We start from the raw sequence: 15,823 nt of genomic DNA on the forward strand, positions 1-15,823 counted from the left end.
GAAGCCCTGTCTGCAATGCTGGTTAAATCCTGCATCTCGGTATTCTTTTAAAATATACACAAATACGATTGAATATCTATATCACGATAAAAAAATGTTAGATTGAAAAAAGGCACAAAAAAAACCCGACCGAAGCCGGGCTTTTTTGGAAAGGATCAGATCCTTCACGCAGCAAGGTCTGCTTCCTGCGCCGTTTCCGGGCGCGGGCCGCTGTCCTGGCCTTTGGCGGACACGTCGCGGTCAACCAGTTCGATCACGGCCATGTCGGCCGCATCGCCGTGGCGCATGCCGGCACGCAGCACGCGGGTATAACCACCCTGCCGCGTCTTGTAGCGCTCGGCCACCGTCGCGAACAGCTTGGACACGATCTTGTCGTCACGCAGCTGGGCGAAAGCCAGGCGGCGGGCGTGCAGATCGCCACGCTTGCCAAGGGTGATCAGCTTTTCCACAACCGGACGCAGCTCTTTCGCCTTCGGCAGCGTGGTGGTGATCTGTTCGTGCTTGATCAGGGCGACAGCCATGTTGCGAAACATGGCCAGTCGATGGGACGAGGTAACGCCGAGCTTACGGCCGGCAACACCGTGACGCATGATGTAATTTCCTGTTTTATCCGGTTCGGAGGATCAGAACGGCTCGTCGAGCCTCTTTGCCAGATCTTCGATATTTTCCGGCGGCCAGGCCGGGACATTCATACCCAGTGAAAGTCCCATGGCGGTCAGGACTTCCTTGATCTCGTTCAGCGACTTGCGGCCGAAGTTCGGGGTGCGCAGCATCTCCTGCTCGGTCTTCTGAACCAGATCACCGATATAGACGATGTTGTCGTTCTTCAGGCAGTTCGCGCTACGGACCGACAGTTCAAGCTCGTCAACCTTACGCAGCAGGTTGCGGTTGAACGGCAGGTCATCCTGCGGCTCTTCCGTACGCACCGTGCGGGGTTCGTCGAAGTTGATGAACAGCTGAAGCTGATCCTGCAGGATACGCGCGGCAAGTGCCACGGCATCTTCAGGCGTCACCGCGCCATTCGTCTCTACCGTCAGCAGCAGGCGGTCATAGTCGGTGACCTGACCCACGCGGGTCTGCTCCACCTTGTAGGACACGCGACGCACGGGGGAATAGATGGCATCGACCGGAATCAGGCCAATCGGCGCATCTTCCGGGCGGTTCGCCGCTGCCGGAACATAGCCCTTGCCCATGTTCACGGTGAATTCCATCCCGAACTTCACCCCTTCATCAAGGGTGCAGATAACCAGGTCGGGGTTCATGACTTCAATGTCATGGCCCGTCTGGATCTGGCCGGCACGCACTTCACCCGGCCCCGTGGCCGTCAGCACCATGCGCTTCGGACCCTCACCATGCATCCGCAGGGCAAGCTGCTTGATGTTGAGGACGATATCGGTCACGTCTTCACGAACACCCGCCACCGACGAGAATTCATGCAGCACGCCGTCAATCTGGATTGCCGTAACCGCAGCCCCCTGCAGGGACGACAGCAGAACCCGACGGATCGCATTGCCCAGCGTCATGCCAAAACCGCGTTCCAGCGGCTCCGCAACAACTGTTGCAATACGTGAAGGTTCCGCCCCCGGTTCGACTTCCAGCTTTTCCGGCTTGATCAGGGATTGCCAGTTTTTCTGGAGGACCAAGGTAATGGCCTTTCAAGACTGATCTGCCGCCTGTTACAGCGACAGATGGTATCCCGCATGGAGATACCGGAATGACAATCTTCCCCCGGCATGCGGGGGAATACGACTCAACTGATGCGGATCAGACGCGACGGCGCTTGCGCGGACGGCAGCCGTTATGCGGCACCGGCGTCATGTCGCGGATGGCCGTGATCGAGAACCCGACGGCCTGCAGGGCACGCAGCGCGCTTTCACGCCCCGAACCCGGACCGGAGACCTCGATTTCCAGCGTCTCCATGCCGTGTTCGCGTGCCTTGCGGCCAGCGTCCTCAGCCGCAACCTGCGCCGCATACGGCGTGGACTTGCGCGATCCCTTGAAGCCCTGGGCACCAGCGGAAGACCAGGCAATCGCATTGCCCTGCGCATCCGAGATGGTGATCATGGTGTTGTTGAATGTGGACAGCACATGCGCCACACCGGAAATGATGTTTTTCCGCTCTTTCTTGCGAATACGCGGAGCCGCAGCTTTCGCCATAGTTTTCTCGATCCTGTCAGTTCAAACGGTGCATGGGGCGGATAATGCCCCATGCCTACATACCGGGCAGTCCGCTGATTAGCGGGTTGCCTTCTTCTTGCCCGCGATAGCCACGGCCTTACCCTTGCGGGTACGGGCGTTGGTATGAGTCCGCTGACCATGGACAGGCAGCCCACGCCGATGACGCAGACCACGATAGCAACCAAGGTCCATCAGGCGCTTGATGTTCATCGCGACTTCACGACGAAGATCACCTTCAACGCGGTACTCGCTGTCGATCAGTTCACGGATCTTGCCGATCTCGTCATCCGACAGTTCGTTCACGCGCCGCTCGGCCGGGATGGCCAGCTGATCGCAGATCGACTGGGCCTTGGTAGCCCCGATACCATAGATATAACGCAGGCCAATTGTTACCCGCTTGTTGGTTGGGATGTTCACGCCCGCAATACGCGCCACGCCACTTACTCCTCGTCCGCCCCTTCGGGGCACTAACATTCAGGCAGGGCTGCTTCACACCACCTGCCCTTGTGGCAGGAGCGCCGTGAACATACCGGTTCAGAACCGGCCAACCCCATCATCATTCATTCAGGCCGTACCCGTCATGTCATCGTGACCGACTCATACGACACTCATACCTTGAGGGCGCGCAATATACCGGCGCCCCCATCCGAGTCAATTATTTCACATCACTTTTTCGTGATGCTATCGATGACAGCGAAGACTTCCTTGGTCACTGCATCAATATCGGCCATGCCATCCACACGGTACAGACGCTTCTCCCCCTCGTAATAAGGCAGGATCGGCGCGGTCTGCTCCCGATAGGTTTTCAGGCGCGCCGCCACGGTTTCGCGCCGGTCATCTTCCCGGCGGATGAACTCGTGGCCACCACACACATCGCATGTCCCTTCGACCTTCGGCCGCTTGAACAGGTCATTATATCCTGCACCGCACCTGGCGCAGGTGTAACGACCGGCAATGCGGTCGGCCAGAGCATCCTCATCCACGTCCAGCAGTAGCACGGCGTCTATATGCCGCCCGCTACGCGCCAGCATGCTGTCCAGTGCCTCCGCCTGCGCACGGGTGCGCGGGAAGCCATCCAGAATAAAGCCCCTGGCGCAGTCGGGCTGCCGGATGCGGCTTTCAATCATGGCGATGATCAGGTCATCGGGCACCAGCCCGCCTTCCGCCATGATGGTCTTGACCTTCTGCCCCAGCGGGCTTCCGGCCGCAACTTCCGCACGCAGCATGTCACCTGTCGAAATCTGGGCGATTCCGTACCGTTCTTCCAGCCGCTTGGACTGGGTGCCCTTTCCGGCACCCGGCGGCCCGAGAAAAATAATATTCAACGCATTCTGCCCTTTCTGCCCCGTCCCCGGCGCATAAGCCCCTGATACTGATGCGCGACCAGATGGGACTGGACCTGCGTCACCGTATCGATCGTCACCGTCACAATGATGATCAGGCTGGTGCCACCAAAGTAGAATGGCACGTTGTAATGGCTGATCAGGATCTGCGGCAACAGGCAGACGGCGACAAGATACAGTGCACCGATCGTCGTGATGCGCGTCAGGATCCGGTCAAAGAATGTGGCCGTATTCGCCCCCGGACGGATACCCGGCACGAAGCCGCCCTGCTTGCGCAGGTTTTCCGCCGTTTCCTGCGGGTTGAAAGTGACCGCCGCATAGAAATACGAGAAGAACACGATCATCGCCGCATAGAACAGCATGTAAAGCGGCTGCCCCTGCCCCAGTTCCTGCCCAAGGAAGGAAAGCCAGCCTGGCATGGAACTGTTATTGACGAATCCCGCGATGGTCACGGGAATCAGCAGTACCGAGGACGCAAAAATCGGAGGAATCGATCCTGCCGTATTCACCTTCAGCGGCATATGGGTCGAATCGCCACCGAACATCCGCTGACCGACCTGACGCTTGGGGTACTGGATGATCACCCGCCGCTGCGCGAGTTCCATGAACACGATGAAGGCAATGGTGATCGCCGCCAGCACCAGGAACACCAGCACGAAGAACGGCGAAAGCGCGCCCGTATAACCAAGCTGGAACAGGCTTGCCAACGCATTGGGCAGATTAGCGACGATACCGGCAAAGATGATCAGCGAGATCCCGTTACCCACCCCGCGGGAGGTAATCTGTTCACCCAGCCACATCAGGAACATGGTCCCGCCCACAAGGGTCAGCACGCACGACACGATGAAGAAAAGCCCGGGGGAGACAACGGCGGAACCAGCCTCCGTATGCATGTTCTCCAGCCCGATCGCGATGCCATAGGCCTGGAACAGCGCAATCACCACCGTCAGGTAACGGGTGTATTCGTTCAGCTTGCGTCGACCACCCTCACCTTCCTTTTTCAGCGCTTCAAGGGAAGGGATTGCCGCCGACATGAGCTGGACGATGATCGAGGCACTGATATAGGGCATGATATTCAATGCAAACACGGTCATGCGCCCCAGCGCACCACCGGTAAACATATCGAACATACCCAGAATACCGCCCTGATGCCGGGCCAGAAGCTGCCCCATAACCGTCGCATCGACGCCAGGAACGGGGATATAGGTGCCAATCCGGTATACGATCAGCGCGCCCAGTGTGAACCAGATACGCTTCTTCAGTTCCGTCGCGTTGGCGAAGGAACTGAAATTCAGATTGGCAGCCAACTGTTCGGCCGCGGAGGCCATGCGCCCATCCTTTCACAAGAACAGCGCCGCCGCCGGAAGCGGGACGCTGTCATGATAAAAAAAACCGCAAAAAGTAATAAAGCGATGCGCCCGCCGAGTGCAAGCAGCATCGCTTTTATTATGCTTCGGGAACAGAACGGGCCTGTACCCCGAACCGGTCATTCCGCGGCAGGAGCCTGCTGCTTCTGCGCCTTGACCTGCACCTTGCCGCCAGCCTTCTCGACTGCGGCGACGGCAGCAGCCGAAGCCCCGGCAACTTCGATCGTCACGGCATGGTTCAGTTCACCATCCGCCAGAAGGCGGATACCGGCGAAACGCCCGGAGCCGATCAGGCCAGCACCGGCCAGAACTTCTTCCGTCACGACCGACTTGGCATCAAGCTTGCCAGCCGTGATGGCCTTGTCCAGCACGCCCAGATTCACGACAGCATATTCCTTGCGGAAGATGTTCTTGAATCCACGCTTGGGCAGACGACGGTAGATCGGCAGCTGACCACCTTCAAAACCGTTCAGCGACACGCCGGAACGCGCCTTCTGACCCTTGACACCCTTACCGGATGTCTTGCCCTTTCCAGAGCCGATGCCGCGACCAAGGCGCTTCTTGCGATAACGCGCGCCTTCGTTGTCACGTAATTCGTTCAGGTTCATCTCAATCCTCCACCTTCACCAGGTGGGACACCTTGCGGATCATACCGCGAACCGAAGGGGTATCCTCCAGTTCACGTGTACGACCGATCTTGTTCAGACCCAGACCGACCAGCGTAGCCTGCTGGCCCGGCTTGCGACCGTTCCCGGAATGCATCTGGGTGACGCGGACTGTAGCCTTCGTATCAGACATCGGCCGTGGCCTCCGTCGCTACAGCGGCCTCACGACGCCCCAGAATGTCCGAAACCTTCTTGCCACGGCGGTTGGCAACCGAACGCGGGCTGGCGCAACGCTCCAGCGCGGCGAAAGTCGCCTTCACCATGTTATGCGGGTTCCGGGTTCCAAGCGACTTGGCCACCACGTCATTGATACCCAGACTTTCGAACACGGCGCGCATCGGACCACCGGCAATGATGCCCGTGCCTGCATCAGCAGAGCGCAGGACAACCTTGCCCGCCCCGAAGTGACCGGCCACATCATGATGCAGCGTGCGGCCTTCCTTCATCGGAACGCGGATCATCGAACGCTTCGCGCGGTCGGTTGCCTTACGGATCGCTTCGGGAACCTCACGGGCCTTGCCCGCGCCGAACCCTACACGACCCTTCTGGTCACCCACCACAACCAGAGCTGCGAATGCAAAGCGGCGACCGCCCTTTACAACCTTCGCAACGCGGTTGATCGTAACCAGCTTGTCGACCAGATCGTCACCTTCGCGGTCACGATCGCGACCACCCCGGCCGCCGTCTCTCGGTTCACGTGCCATTATGCGTGACCCTTTCGTCAGAACGAGAGACCGCCCTCACGGGCAGCCTCCGCCAGGGCCTTGATACGCCCATGATAGAGATAAGCGCCGCGGTCGAAAACGACCTTCGACACACCAGCAGCCACCGCGCGTTCCGCCAGAAGCTTGCCAACCGCACCCGCTGCCTTGACGTCCGTGCCACCTTCGATGGTGGAACGCAGCCCCTTGTCCAGCGTCGATGCGGCTGCCAGCGTACGGCCGGCAGCGTCGTCGATCACCTGCGCATAGATGTTCTTGCCTGAACGGAACACCGACAGACGCGGACGCCCGCCGCTCTTCAGGCGAAGCTGGAAACGGAGACGCTGGCGCCGCCGTTCCCGCAGATCCTTCTGCGTGCTCATTATTTCTTCTTGCCTTCCTTGCGACGGATGGTTTCCGTTTCATAACGGACACCCTTGCCCTTGTAGGGCTCAGGCTTGCGGAAGCTGCGGATATCAAGCGCCACCTGACCAACACGCTGCTTGTCGATACCTTCGACAGTTACAGCAGTTGGACGCGGGGTCGTGATCTTGATGCCTGCGGGAATCGCATAGACGATGTCATGCGAATAACCGAGGTTCATGACCAGATTGCTACCCTGCACCGCCGCACGATAACCCGTTCCGGAGATTTCCAGCGTCTTGGAAAACCCTTCGGACACGCCCTTGACCATACCCGCGATCAGGGAACGTGTGGTGCCCCACATCATGCGGGCCGGTGCTGCCGTATCATTCGGCTTAACCGCAACCTTGCCATCCGCGATATCAACCGCAACGTGATGAGACAGCGGCAGCTTGAGTTCACCCAGCTTGCCTTTTGCCGTCAGCACACCATCAGCAATGGAAACCTGAACGCCCGACGGAACTTCGACGGGATATTTGCCCACTCGCGACATTTATCCCTCCTCAGAACACACGGCAGAGGACTTCACCGCCAACATTGGCAGCGCGGGCCTCCGCATCGGACAGAACACCGCGCGGCGTCGACAGGATCGACACACCCAGCCCGGCATAGACACGCGGCAGTTCCTTGATCTTGGAATAGACGCGGCGCCCCGGCTTGGACACACGGTGGATTTCTTTGATGACCGGCTCACCATCGAGATACTTCAGCTCGATGCGCAGCTGGGCCACACCCTTGCGCAGTTCCTCACGCGAGAAACCACGGATATATCCTTCGCGGCGCAGGGCCTCGAGGACACTGGCGCGCAGCTTGGACGCCGGCGCCACGCATGCAGCATGCCGTGCACGCTGCGCATTGCGGATCCGGGTGAGCAGATCACCCAAAGGATCAGAAAGTGACATCGTTCCCTGCCCTTACCAGCTCGATTTGACCATGCCCGGGATCTGACCATTAGAGGCCAGGTCGCGCAGGGCGATACGGCAGAGTTCGAACTTTCTGTAATTGGCGCGCGGACGCCCCGTCAACTTGCAGCGCAGGCGCACGCGAACGCGCGATCCATTGCGAGGAAGTTCAGCAAGCTTAAGCGAAGCATCGAAGCGATCTTCAACCGGCAGAGACCGGTCCATGATGATGTTCTTCAGTGCTGTCCGCTTAGCCCGGTCCCGGGTTGCCATGCGCTCGCGCTTGACATTCCGGTTAACGGCGGAAATTTTGGCCATGCCTTGTTTTACCCTCCGGAACCTGTCGGGCCATTCCCAACGGTTTTCCAAACAACGTGTGTATTAGGTCTTCTGGACTTCAGACGGAAGCCCTTTCGCAACATTTTATGCAGCGAAGGGCAGATCAAACGCCTTGAGCAGAGCCTTTGCTTCCGCATCCGTCTTCGCGGTGGTCACGAAGATGATGTCCATGCCACGGATCTCGTCTACCTTGTCGTATTCGATTTCCGGAAAGACGATCTGTTCCTTCAGGCCCATGGCGAAGTTGCCACGACCATCAAAACCCTTGTTCGCGGGCAGGCCGCGGAAGTCGCGCACGCGCGGCAGGGCGATCGTCACAAACCGGTCCAGGAATTCGAACATCTGGGCACGACGCAGCGTGACCTTGCACCCGATAGGCAGACCTTCACGGATCTTGAAGCCCGCGATCGCCTTCTTGGCAACCGTCTTGACCGGCTTCTGACCTGCGATCAGGGTCATTTCCTTGACTGCGGCGTCCAGCTTCTTCTGGTCGCCAGCAGCTTCACCCACACCCATGTTCAGGACGATTTTCTCGAGACGCGGAACCTGCATCTCGTTCTCGTACCCGAATTCCTCGCGCAGCTTCGCGCGCAGCTCGCTCTGGTAGCGCTGCTGCATGCGCGGCACAGGACGGGCTTCTTTCACTTCAGACATTCCCGCCCCCTCAGCCTTCGATAACTTCGCCGGTCGCCTTGGCGACACGGACCTTGCGACCATCTTCCAGAATACGGAAGCCAACTTTCGTCGGGTCCCCGCTCTTGGGATCGATCAGCTTCAGGTTCGACAGGTGAACCGGCATTTCCTTCTGGATAATACCGCCCTGCTCACCCATGCGGGATGCGCGGGTGTGCCGCTTGGCGATCGCGACGCCACGGACGACAGCCTTGTTGACAGCCGGAAGGACCGTAACAACCTCGCCACGGGTTCCCTTGGAACCGCCGGTGATGACCAGAACCTGGTCACCCTTCTTGATACGAGCAGCCATTACAGCACCTCCGGTGCCAGCGAGATGATCTTCATGAACTTGCGCGCACGCAGTTCGCGCACGACCGGGCCAAAGATACGGGTACCGATCGGTTCCTGCTGCTTGTTGATCAGCACGGCCGCATTGCGGTCAAACCGGATGGCGCTGCCGTCGGCGCGACGCACGGGATAGGAAGTGCGCACGATCACGGCCTGGTGAACGTCACCCTTCTTCACCTTCCCACGGGGGATGGCCTCCTTGACGGACACGACAATCACGTCGCCGACCGAGGCAGTCTTCCGCTTGGAACCGCCCAGCACCTTGATGCACTGCACCTGACGGGCACCGGAATTGTCGGCCACGTCAAGGTTGGTCTCGGGATGGATCATGGTCTATGCCCTTCTTTACGCCTGCGCACCAGACGCGGCACCGGCGGCAGCCGCTACGGGCTGACCATTCCGGACAACGACAGTCCAGGTCTTGCGGCGGGAAATCGGCTTGCATTCTTCAATGCGCACCATGTCCCCCACCTTGCATTCATTCAATCCGTCATGCGCCGCGTACTTTTTCGAGCGGCGAATGAACTTCTTATACAACGGATGGATAATGCGACGATCGACAAGAACCGTTACGGTCTTGTCCATCTTGTCGCTTGTTACCCGCCCGGTCAGGACGCGCCTTGGCATCGCCCGTCTCCCTTCAGGACTTTACTGCCGGCGCCTGGCCAGCGGAACTCTTCTTCACAACCTGGGCCGCAATCGTCTTCACACGCGCGATGTCACGACGGACCTCGCGCATGCGGGACTGACCCTCGGTCTGGCCGGTCGCGTGCTGGAACCGAAGATTGAACTGCTCGCGCTTCAGATCAACGAGAAGCGTGTCCAGTTCTTCAACAGTTTTGGCACGCAGATCGGCCGGCTTTGTTGCCTTTGCCATCTCACGCCTCTCCGATACGGGTCACGAACTTGGTCTTGATCGGCAGCTTCGCAGCCCCCAGAGCCAGCGCTTCACGCGCGACTTCCGGTGACACACCTTCGATCTCGAACAGAATCCGACCCGGCTTCACACGAGCCACCCAATATTCAGGCGACCCCTTGCCGGACCCCATACGCACTTCTGCGGGCTTTGTCGAGACCGGAAGATCAGGGAAGATCCGAATCCAGACACGACCGGCACGCTTCATGGCGCGGGTAATGGCACGACGGGCGGCTTCGATCTGGCGGGCCGTGATCCGTTCAGGCTGGAGAGCCTTCAGGCCGAACGCCCCGAAATTCAGGGTTGTGCCACCCTTGGCCAACCCATGAATGCGGCCCTTGTGGGCCTTGCGGTACTTTGTCCGCTTGGGAGAAAGCATTTTCTAAATCCTCACGCGCCGCCTGGCGCATCTAGGTCCATTTGACCGCGCAGATCAGCGCTGCGGGGCCTGCTCGGCGGCGCGACGGTCCTGCGCCAGCGGATCATGGGCAAGAATCTCACCCTTGAAGATCCAGACCTTCACACCACAGGTGCCGTAGGTCGTCTTGGCGGTCGCCACACCGTAATCGATGTCCGCACGCAGCGTGTGCAGCGGCACCCGGCCTTCACGATACCACTCGATACGCGCGATTTCCGCGCCACCGAGACGGCCCGAGCAGTTGATCCGGATACCCTGCGCACCCAGACGCATGGCGGACTGCACGGCGCGCTTCATCGCCCGGCGGAACGCAACGCGGCGCTCCAGCTGCTGGGCAATGTTTTCGGCCACCAGAGTCGCATCGATTTCCGGCTTGCGGATCTCGACGATGTTCAGCGCCACATCGGTCTTGGCCATACGGGCCAGATCCTTGCGCAGCACATCGATATCCTGCCCCTTCTTGCCGATGACCACACCCGGACGTGCCGCGTAGATGGTCACGCGCGGCTTCTTGGCCGGACGTTCGATCACCACGCGGGACACACCCGCGCCGGACAGCTTGCGACGCAGGTAGGCGCGCAGCTTCAGGTCATCATGCAGCAGCCGTGCATAATCGGCATCGGCGTACCAGCGGCTGTCCCATGTCCGGTTAATACCGAGCCGCAGCCCAATCGGATTAACTTTGTGTCCCATGGATCAGGCTGCCTTTTTTTCGGTTTCAGCTTCGGACTTCTTTTCGGCCACCACAATAGTCAGGTGGCTGAAAAACTTCTCGATGCGGGCCGAACGGCCACGACCACGTGCGTGGAAACGACGCATCACGATCGACTTGCCCACCTCTGCACGGGCAACGACCAGCTGGTCAACGTCCAGCTGATGGTTGTTCTCGGCATTGGCGATCGCGCTTTCCAGGGTCTTCTTGACCTGCTGGGCGATGCGCCGCTTGGAGAAGGTGAGGGTGGCGATCGCCTGCCCGGCCGGCTTGTTGCGGATGAGACCCGCAACAAGGTTCAGCTTGCGCGGGCTGATGCGGATGTTCCGCGTCATGGCCTGCGCTTCGGTTTCCGCGAGCGTGCGCGGATGCTTAGGCTTGCTCATGATCAGCCCCGCTTCGCTTTCTTGTCCGAAGAATGACCCGTGAAGGTACGGGTCGGCGAAAATTCACCGAACTTGTGCCCCACCATATTCTCGGAGACCTGCACGGGCAGGAACTTATGCCCGTTATAGACGCCGAACGTCAGTCCGACGAACTGCGGCAGGATGGTGGATCGACGCGACCAGATCTTGATCACTTCGTTACGGCCCGACGCGCGCGACGCATCGGCTTTGTTCAGCAGATACCCGTCCACGAACGGGCCCTTCCAGACGGAACGTGCCATCTTAAATGCCCCTTACTTGCCGGTCTTCCGGCGACGGATAATCAGACTGTCCGTACGCTTGTTGACCCTGGTCTTGTAACCCTTAGTCGGCTTGCCCCATGGCGTAACCGGATGACGTCCACCGGACGTGCGCCCTTCACCACCACCATGCGGGTGGTCAACCGGGTTCATGACGACACCACGGTTGTGCGGACGGCGGCCCAGCCAGCGATTGCGGCCGGCCTTGCCCAGATGCTGGTTCATGTTGTCCGGGTTGGACACGGCACCGATGGTGGCCATGCATTCCGCGCGGACAACACGCAGTTCACCGGACTGCAGCTTGATCTGGGCATAGCCCATATCCTTGCCGACCAGCTGTGCATAGGTACCAGCGGAACGTGCGATCTTCCCGCCACCACCGGCCTTGAGCTCGATGTTGTGGATGATCGTTCCCACCGGAACCGCTGACAGGGGCATGGCGTTGCCCGGCTTGATGTCGGCGCGGGCGCCGGCAACAACCTGATCGCCAGCCTTCAGGCGCTGCGGTGCGATGATGTAGGCCAGTTCGCCGTCATCGTACTTGATCAGCGCAATGAACGCGGTGCGGTTGGGATCGTATTCAAGACGCTCCACCGTGCCGACCACGTCGAACTTGCGACGCTTGAAGTCGACATAACGGTAGGACTGCTTGTGTCCGCCACCGATGAAACGCGAGGTGGTGCGACCGTGGTTGTTACGGCCGCCGCTCTTGTTCTTCCCCTCGGTCAGGCCCTTGACGGGCTTGCCTTTCCACAGCTCCTTGCGGTCGATAAGAACCGTTCCGCGCAGGCTGGGGGTAACTGGATTAAAGTGCTTCAATGCCATTTCTTGTCACCCCGCGTCAGACCAGCTTCGCGGTCAGGTCAATGGACTGACCTTCTGCAAGCTGAACAAACGCCTTCTTCACATCCGAACGCTGGCCGGGACGTCCCTTGAAGCGCTTGGCCTTCCCCTTCTGGATGAGTGTGTTCACACCCAGAACCTTCACACCAAACAGCGTCTCGACCGCTACCTTGATCTCTGGCTTCGTCGCGCTGATCGCAACCTTGAAACCGACCTGATTCTTCTCGGACAGGGCTGTCGCCTTTTCCGTGATCAGGGGGGAGCGGATGATGTCATACATCGCTTCCCGAGACATACGTTCCGCCTTCTTGCGGATTGCCAGGATGTTGGTCATGCCAGACGCTCCTTCAGTCCCTCAACCCCGGCGCGGGTGATGGCCAGCACCTCATGGTTCAGGATGTCGTAGACATTCGCGCCAACCGTCGGAAGAATATCGATCTTCGGCAGGTTGCGCGCGGCGCGGCCGAAGTTCTCTTCAACCGTGGCATCCACGATCAGGGCGGATGTCCAGCCCAGGACCTTCAGCTTCTTCGCCAGCTCAGCGGACTTGCCCGAAGCCGTCGCCGCATCAAGCACGACCAGCTTGCCTTCGGCAGCCTTCTGTGACAGCGCGGAAATCAGGCCCAGACGACGCACCTTCTTGGGCAGGTCATAGCCATGGTCACGCACGACCGGACCATGCACCACACCACCGGTACGGTACTGCGGCGAACGCAGCGAACCCTGACGGGCGCTACCTGTTCCCTTCTGGCGGTAGGGCTTCTTGGTCGTGCCGGAGACTTCCCCCATGCCCTTGATCTTGTGCGTCCCTGCGCGGCGCTTTGCCAGCTGCCAGTGCACCACACGCGCCAGAATGTCGCTGCGCGGGGTTGCGGCGAAAATCTCGTCCGGAAGGCTGGCGGTACCTGCGCTCCCGTTATCGAGGGTTTTGATCTCGTAATCCATTGCCCTCTATCCTCAGCCCGCAGCCTCAACCAGGGCCGCCGGATACGGCGCCTCGGCATGACGGGCCTTCTTGATCGCATCACGAATCAGAACCACCTCGTTCTTCCCGCCCGGCACGGAGCCGCGGATCATGAGGAGGTTCTTTTCGGCGTCGACAGCCGCTACCTCAAGGTTCAGCGTGGTGATACGCTCGGAACCGAGATGGCCAGCCATCTTCTTGTTCTTGAAAACCTTGCCCGGGTCCTGACGGTTACCCGTCGAACCGTGCGAACGGTGACTGATCGAGACACCATGGGAGGCTTCGAGACCGGCAAAGTTCCAGCGCTTCATGGCGCCGGCAAAACCCTTACCCTTGCTGGTGCCGGTAACGTCCACCTTCTGTCCCGCCACGAAATGGGCGGCGGACAGAGAAGCCCCGACTTCCAGGACGGCGTCATCCGCAACGCGGAATTCAGCCAGCTTCTTCTTGGGCTCGACCTTGGCCTTGGCAAAATGGCCGCGGTTCGGCTTCGACACATTTTTGACCTTGGCCTTGCCCGCGCCAAGCTGGACGGCCGTGTAGCCATCACGCTCGGTATTACGGACATCAACCACCTGCAGATCATCAATCTGCAGGACAGTCACCGGCACATGTGTGCCGTCTTCCTTGAACAGCCGGGTCATACCCAGCTTTTTTGCGATCAATCCGGTGCGCATCGTCTGGACCTTAGAGTTTAATCTCGACATCCACGCCAGCGGCGAGGTCGAGTTTCATGAGAGCGTCCACGGTCTGCGGGGTCGGCTCGACAATGTCGAGCAGCCGGCGATGGGTCCGAATTTCGAACTGCTCGCGGCTTTTCTTATCCACGTGGGGGGAGCGGTTTACAGTAAACCGTTCAATATGCGTCGGCAGCGGGATAGGACCCCGAACCCGCGCACCCGTACGCTTCGCCGTATTGACGATCTCTTTCGTGCTGTTGTCCAGCACCCGGTGATCGTACGCCTTCAGGCGAATGCGGATGTTCTGGTTGTCCATCTTTCTGTTTCAGTCCAACTTTACCTGATTCGGGGGAACCCGATCCGCAATGGAAACCCGGCCGGATCGCTCCGACCGGGATACCACAGTTCAGTTACTGTCCAATCACGCTGTGATGGAAGCAACAACACCTGCACCAACGGTGCGGCCACCTTCGCGGATAGCGAAGCGCAGGCCTTCATCCATGGCGATCGGAGCGATCAGCTCGACATCCATGGCGACGTTATCGCCAGGCATGACCATTTCCGTGCCTTCCGGCAGGTGAACAACGCCGGTGACGTCGGTCGTGCGGAAATAGAACTGCGGACGATAGTTGGTGAAGAACGGCGTGTGACGGCCACCCTCTTCCTTCGTCAGGATGTAGGCTTCCGCCTTGAACTTGGTGTGCGGGGTGATGGAACCCGGCTTTGCCAGCACCTGGCCACGCTCAACGTCTTCACGCTTCGTGCCACGCACCAGTGCGCCGATGTTGTCACCTGCTTCACCACGATCGAGCAGCTTGCGGAACATTTCAACGCCGGTCACGGTCGTCTTCTGCGTCGGGCGCAGGCCAACGATCTCGATTTCGTCGCCAACGTTCACAACGCCACGCTCGACACGGCCCGTAACCACGGTGCCACGACCGGAGATGGAGAACACGTCTTCGATCGGCATCAGGAACGGACGGTCAACCGGACGCTCCGGCTGCGGGATGTATTCGTCAACAGCGTTCATCAGATCCAGAACGCGGTTTTCACCGATTTCCGCATCGCCGTCTTCCAGCGTCACCAGGGCCGAACCCTTGATGATGGGGATATCGTCGCCGGGGAACTGGTAAGCGGAAAGCAGCTCGCGCACTTCCATCTCAACGAGTTCCAGCAGTTCCGGATCGTCAACCTGGTCAACCTTGTTCAGGAAGACGACCAGTGCCGGCACGCCGACCTGACGGGCAAGCAGGATGTGCTCGCGGGTCTGGGGCATCGGGCCGTCAGCAGCAGACACAACCAGGATCGCGCCGTCCATCTGCGCGGCACCTGTGATCATGTTCTTCACATAGTCAGCATGGCCGGGGCAGTCGACGTGAGCGTAGTGACGCTTCGCGGTCTCGTACTCGACGTGAGCGGTCGAGATCGTGATGCCACGGGCGCGTTCTTCCGGCGCCGCGTCGATCATGTCGTACGCCTTGAACTCGGCGCCGCCGGCCTTCGCCAGCGTCTTCGTGATAGCAGCGGTCAGCGATGTCTTGCCATGATCGACGTGACCGATCGTGCCAATGTTACAATGCGGCTTGTTCCGCTCAAATTTAGCCTTTGCCATCGTTTTCTCCGTTAACTCGGCCTCGTGCCGAGAGTCGGGTTGGAAAGTTCCG

The 15,823-nt window shown here is 59.8% G+C and carries 28 protein-coding genes; all 28 read right to left on the reverse strand.

Features of this window, described 5'->3' with window-relative positions; translation table 11 throughout:
- Window positions 1-164: 164 nt before the first annotated feature.
- The gene (rplQ, locus tag ACBR42_RS03270; protein WP_102323179.1) at window positions 165-590 is read right to left on the reverse strand and encodes a 50S ribosomal protein L17; all 426 of its coding nucleotides are present in this window, start codon (window positions 588-590) and stop codon (window positions 165-167) included.
- 33 nt (window positions 591-623) lie between these two features.
- Complete coding sequence (locus ACBR42_RS03275; protein ID WP_007399646.1) at window positions 624-1,643, reverse strand: DNA-directed RNA polymerase subunit alpha; 1,020 nt, start codon at window positions 1,641-1,643, stop codon at window positions 624-626.
- 121 nt (window positions 1,644-1,764) lie between these two features.
- Complete coding sequence (gene rpsK / locus ACBR42_RS03280; RefSeq protein WP_003621069.1) at window positions 1,765-2,157, reverse strand: 30S ribosomal protein S11; 393 nt, start codon at window positions 2,155-2,157, stop codon at window positions 1,765-1,767.
- A 78-nt stretch (window positions 2,158-2,235) separates the two neighbouring features.
- Window positions 2,236-2,613, reverse strand: a complete 378-nt coding sequence (gene rpsM / locus ACBR42_RS03285) for a 30S ribosomal protein S13 (RefSeq protein ID WP_102323178.1) — start codon at window positions 2,611-2,613, stop codon at window positions 2,236-2,238.
- A 230-nt stretch (window positions 2,614-2,843) separates the two neighbouring features.
- On the reverse strand, window positions 2,844-3,503 hold the full coding sequence (locus ACBR42_RS03290) for an adenylate kinase (protein ID WP_371207272.1): 660 nt from the start codon (window positions 3,501-3,503) through the stop codon (window positions 2,844-2,846).
- The gene (gene secY, locus ACBR42_RS03295; RefSeq protein ID WP_102323176.1) at window positions 3,500-4,849 is read right to left on the reverse strand and encodes a preprotein translocase subunit SecY; all 1,350 of its coding nucleotides are present in this window, start codon (window positions 4,847-4,849) and stop codon (window positions 3,500-3,502) included. The genes ACBR42_RS03290 and secY overlap by 4 nt, the downstream gene beginning before the upstream one ends.
- A gap of 158 nt (window positions 4,850-5,007) precedes the next feature.
- A complete protein-coding gene (gene rplO / locus ACBR42_RS03300; RefSeq protein WP_110546565.1) occupies window positions 5,008-5,496 on the reverse strand; it encodes a 50S ribosomal protein L15 in 489 nt (162 codons plus the stop codon).
- A 1-nt stretch (window position 5,497) separates the two neighbouring features.
- Window positions 5,498-5,686 (reverse strand): 50S ribosomal protein L30, encoded by a 189-nt coding sequence (gene rpmD, locus ACBR42_RS03305; protein WP_371207273.1) that lies wholly within the window; start codon window positions 5,684-5,686, stop codon window positions 5,498-5,500.
- Complete coding sequence (gene rpsE, locus ACBR42_RS03310) at window positions 5,679-6,257, reverse strand: 30S ribosomal protein S5 (protein WP_102323173.1); 579 nt, start codon at window positions 6,255-6,257, stop codon at window positions 5,679-5,681. Before rpsE ends, rpmD begins: the two co-directional genes overlap by 8 nt.
- 17 nt (window positions 6,258-6,274) lie before the next feature.
- On the reverse strand, window positions 6,275-6,637 hold the full coding sequence (gene rplR, locus ACBR42_RS03315; RefSeq protein WP_102323172.1) for a 50S ribosomal protein L18: 363 nt from the start codon (window positions 6,635-6,637) through the stop codon (window positions 6,275-6,277).
- Complete coding sequence (gene rplF, locus ACBR42_RS03320; RefSeq protein WP_102323171.1) at window positions 6,637-7,170, reverse strand: 50S ribosomal protein L6; 534 nt, start codon at window positions 7,168-7,170, stop codon at window positions 6,637-6,639. Before rplF ends, rplR begins: the two co-directional genes overlap by 1 nt.
- A 10-nt stretch (window positions 7,171-7,180) precedes the next feature.
- Complete coding sequence (gene rpsH, locus ACBR42_RS03325) at window positions 7,181-7,579, reverse strand: 30S ribosomal protein S8 (protein WP_010506719.1); 399 nt, start codon at window positions 7,577-7,579, stop codon at window positions 7,181-7,183.
- A 12-nt stretch (window positions 7,580-7,591) separates the two neighbouring features.
- Complete coding sequence (gene rpsN, locus ACBR42_RS03330; RefSeq protein WP_007399632.1) at window positions 7,592-7,897, reverse strand: 30S ribosomal protein S14; 306 nt, start codon at window positions 7,895-7,897, stop codon at window positions 7,592-7,594.
- Window positions 7,898-8,002: 105 nt separating this feature from the next.
- On the reverse strand, window positions 8,003-8,572 hold the full coding sequence (rplE, locus tag ACBR42_RS03335) for a 50S ribosomal protein L5 (RefSeq protein ID WP_102323170.1): 570 nt from the start codon (window positions 8,570-8,572) through the stop codon (window positions 8,003-8,005).
- Between the two features lie 10 nt (window positions 8,573-8,582).
- Window positions 8,583-8,903 carry a 50S ribosomal protein L24 gene (gene rplX / locus ACBR42_RS03340; RefSeq protein ID WP_102323169.1) on the reverse strand — a complete coding sequence of 107 codons (321 nt, stop codon included), beginning with the start codon at window positions 8,901-8,903 and terminating at the stop codon, window positions 8,583-8,585.
- Entirely contained in the window at window positions 8,903-9,271 is a 369-nt protein-coding gene (gene rplN, locus ACBR42_RS03345) for a 50S ribosomal protein L14 (RefSeq protein ID WP_007399629.1), read from the reverse strand. The genes rplX and rplN overlap by 1 nt, the downstream gene beginning before the upstream one ends.
- Before the next feature lie 15 nt (window positions 9,272-9,286).
- Window positions 9,287-9,568 carry a 30S ribosomal protein S17 gene (gene rpsQ / locus ACBR42_RS03350; RefSeq protein ID WP_102323168.1) on the reverse strand — a complete coding sequence of 94 codons (282 nt, stop codon included), beginning with the start codon at window positions 9,566-9,568 and terminating at the stop codon, window positions 9,287-9,289.
- A 13-nt stretch (window positions 9,569-9,581) separates the two neighbouring features.
- On the reverse strand, window positions 9,582-9,818 hold the full coding sequence (gene rpmC, locus ACBR42_RS03355) for a 50S ribosomal protein L29 (RefSeq protein WP_102323167.1): 237 nt from the start codon (window positions 9,816-9,818) through the stop codon (window positions 9,582-9,584).
- A gap of 1 nt (window position 9,819) precedes the next feature.
- A complete protein-coding gene (rplP, locus tag ACBR42_RS03360; protein ID WP_014105026.1) occupies window positions 9,820-10,236 on the reverse strand; it encodes a 50S ribosomal protein L16 in 417 nt (138 codons plus the stop codon).
- A gap of 54 nt (window positions 10,237-10,290) precedes the next feature.
- Window positions 10,291-10,968 (reverse strand): 30S ribosomal protein S3, encoded by a 678-nt coding sequence (gene rpsC, locus ACBR42_RS03365; protein ID WP_007399625.1) that lies wholly within the window; start codon window positions 10,966-10,968, stop codon window positions 10,291-10,293.
- A 3-nt stretch (window positions 10,969-10,971) separates the two neighbouring features.
- Window positions 10,972-11,373 carry a 50S ribosomal protein L22 gene (gene rplV / locus ACBR42_RS03370; RefSeq protein ID WP_025811622.1) on the reverse strand — a complete coding sequence of 134 codons (402 nt, stop codon included), beginning with the start codon at window positions 11,371-11,373 and terminating at the stop codon, window positions 10,972-10,974.
- A gap of 2 nt (window positions 11,374-11,375) precedes the next feature.
- Window positions 11,376-11,654, reverse strand: coding sequence for a 30S ribosomal protein S19 (gene rpsS, locus ACBR42_RS03375; protein ID WP_007399623.1), 279 nt, complete (start codon window positions 11,652-11,654; stop codon window positions 11,376-11,378).
- A gap of 12 nt (window positions 11,655-11,666) precedes the next feature.
- The gene (rplB, locus tag ACBR42_RS03380; protein WP_102323166.1) at window positions 11,667-12,497 is read right to left on the reverse strand and encodes a 50S ribosomal protein L2; all 831 of its coding nucleotides are present in this window, start codon (window positions 12,495-12,497) and stop codon (window positions 11,667-11,669) included.
- Window positions 12,498-12,513: 16 nt separating this feature from the next.
- Window positions 12,514-12,810: a 50S ribosomal protein L23 gene (locus tag ACBR42_RS03385; protein ID WP_172157796.1), complete on the reverse strand. Its 297-nt coding sequence runs from the start codon at window positions 12,808-12,810 to the stop codon at window positions 12,514-12,516.
- A gap of 35 nt (window positions 12,811-12,845) precedes the next feature.
- Window positions 12,846-13,460, reverse strand: coding sequence for a 50S ribosomal protein L4 (gene rplD, locus ACBR42_RS03390; RefSeq protein WP_371207274.1), 615 nt, complete (start codon window positions 13,458-13,460; stop codon window positions 12,846-12,848).
- Between the two features lie 12 nt (window positions 13,461-13,472).
- Window positions 13,473-14,156, reverse strand: a complete 684-nt coding sequence (rplC, locus tag ACBR42_RS03395) for a 50S ribosomal protein L3 (RefSeq protein ID WP_102323164.1) — start codon at window positions 14,154-14,156, stop codon at window positions 13,473-13,475.
- A 10-nt stretch (window positions 14,157-14,166) separates the two neighbouring features.
- Window positions 14,167-14,475 carry a 30S ribosomal protein S10 gene (gene rpsJ / locus ACBR42_RS03400; RefSeq protein ID WP_007282720.1) on the reverse strand — a complete coding sequence of 103 codons (309 nt, stop codon included), beginning with the start codon at window positions 14,473-14,475 and terminating at the stop codon, window positions 14,167-14,169.
- 105 nt (window positions 14,476-14,580) lie between these two features.
- Window positions 14,581-15,771, reverse strand: coding sequence for an elongation factor Tu (gene tuf / locus ACBR42_RS03405; protein ID WP_102323163.1), 1,191 nt, complete (start codon window positions 15,769-15,771; stop codon window positions 14,581-14,583).
- Window positions 15,772-15,823 lie beyond the last annotated feature (52 nt).

The sequence above is a fragment of the Komagataeibacter sp. SM21 genome, assembly GCF_041402665.1.
Taxonomy (GTDB): Bacteria; Pseudomonadota; Alphaproteobacteria; order Acetobacterales; family Acetobacteraceae; genus Komagataeibacter; species Komagataeibacter saccharivorans.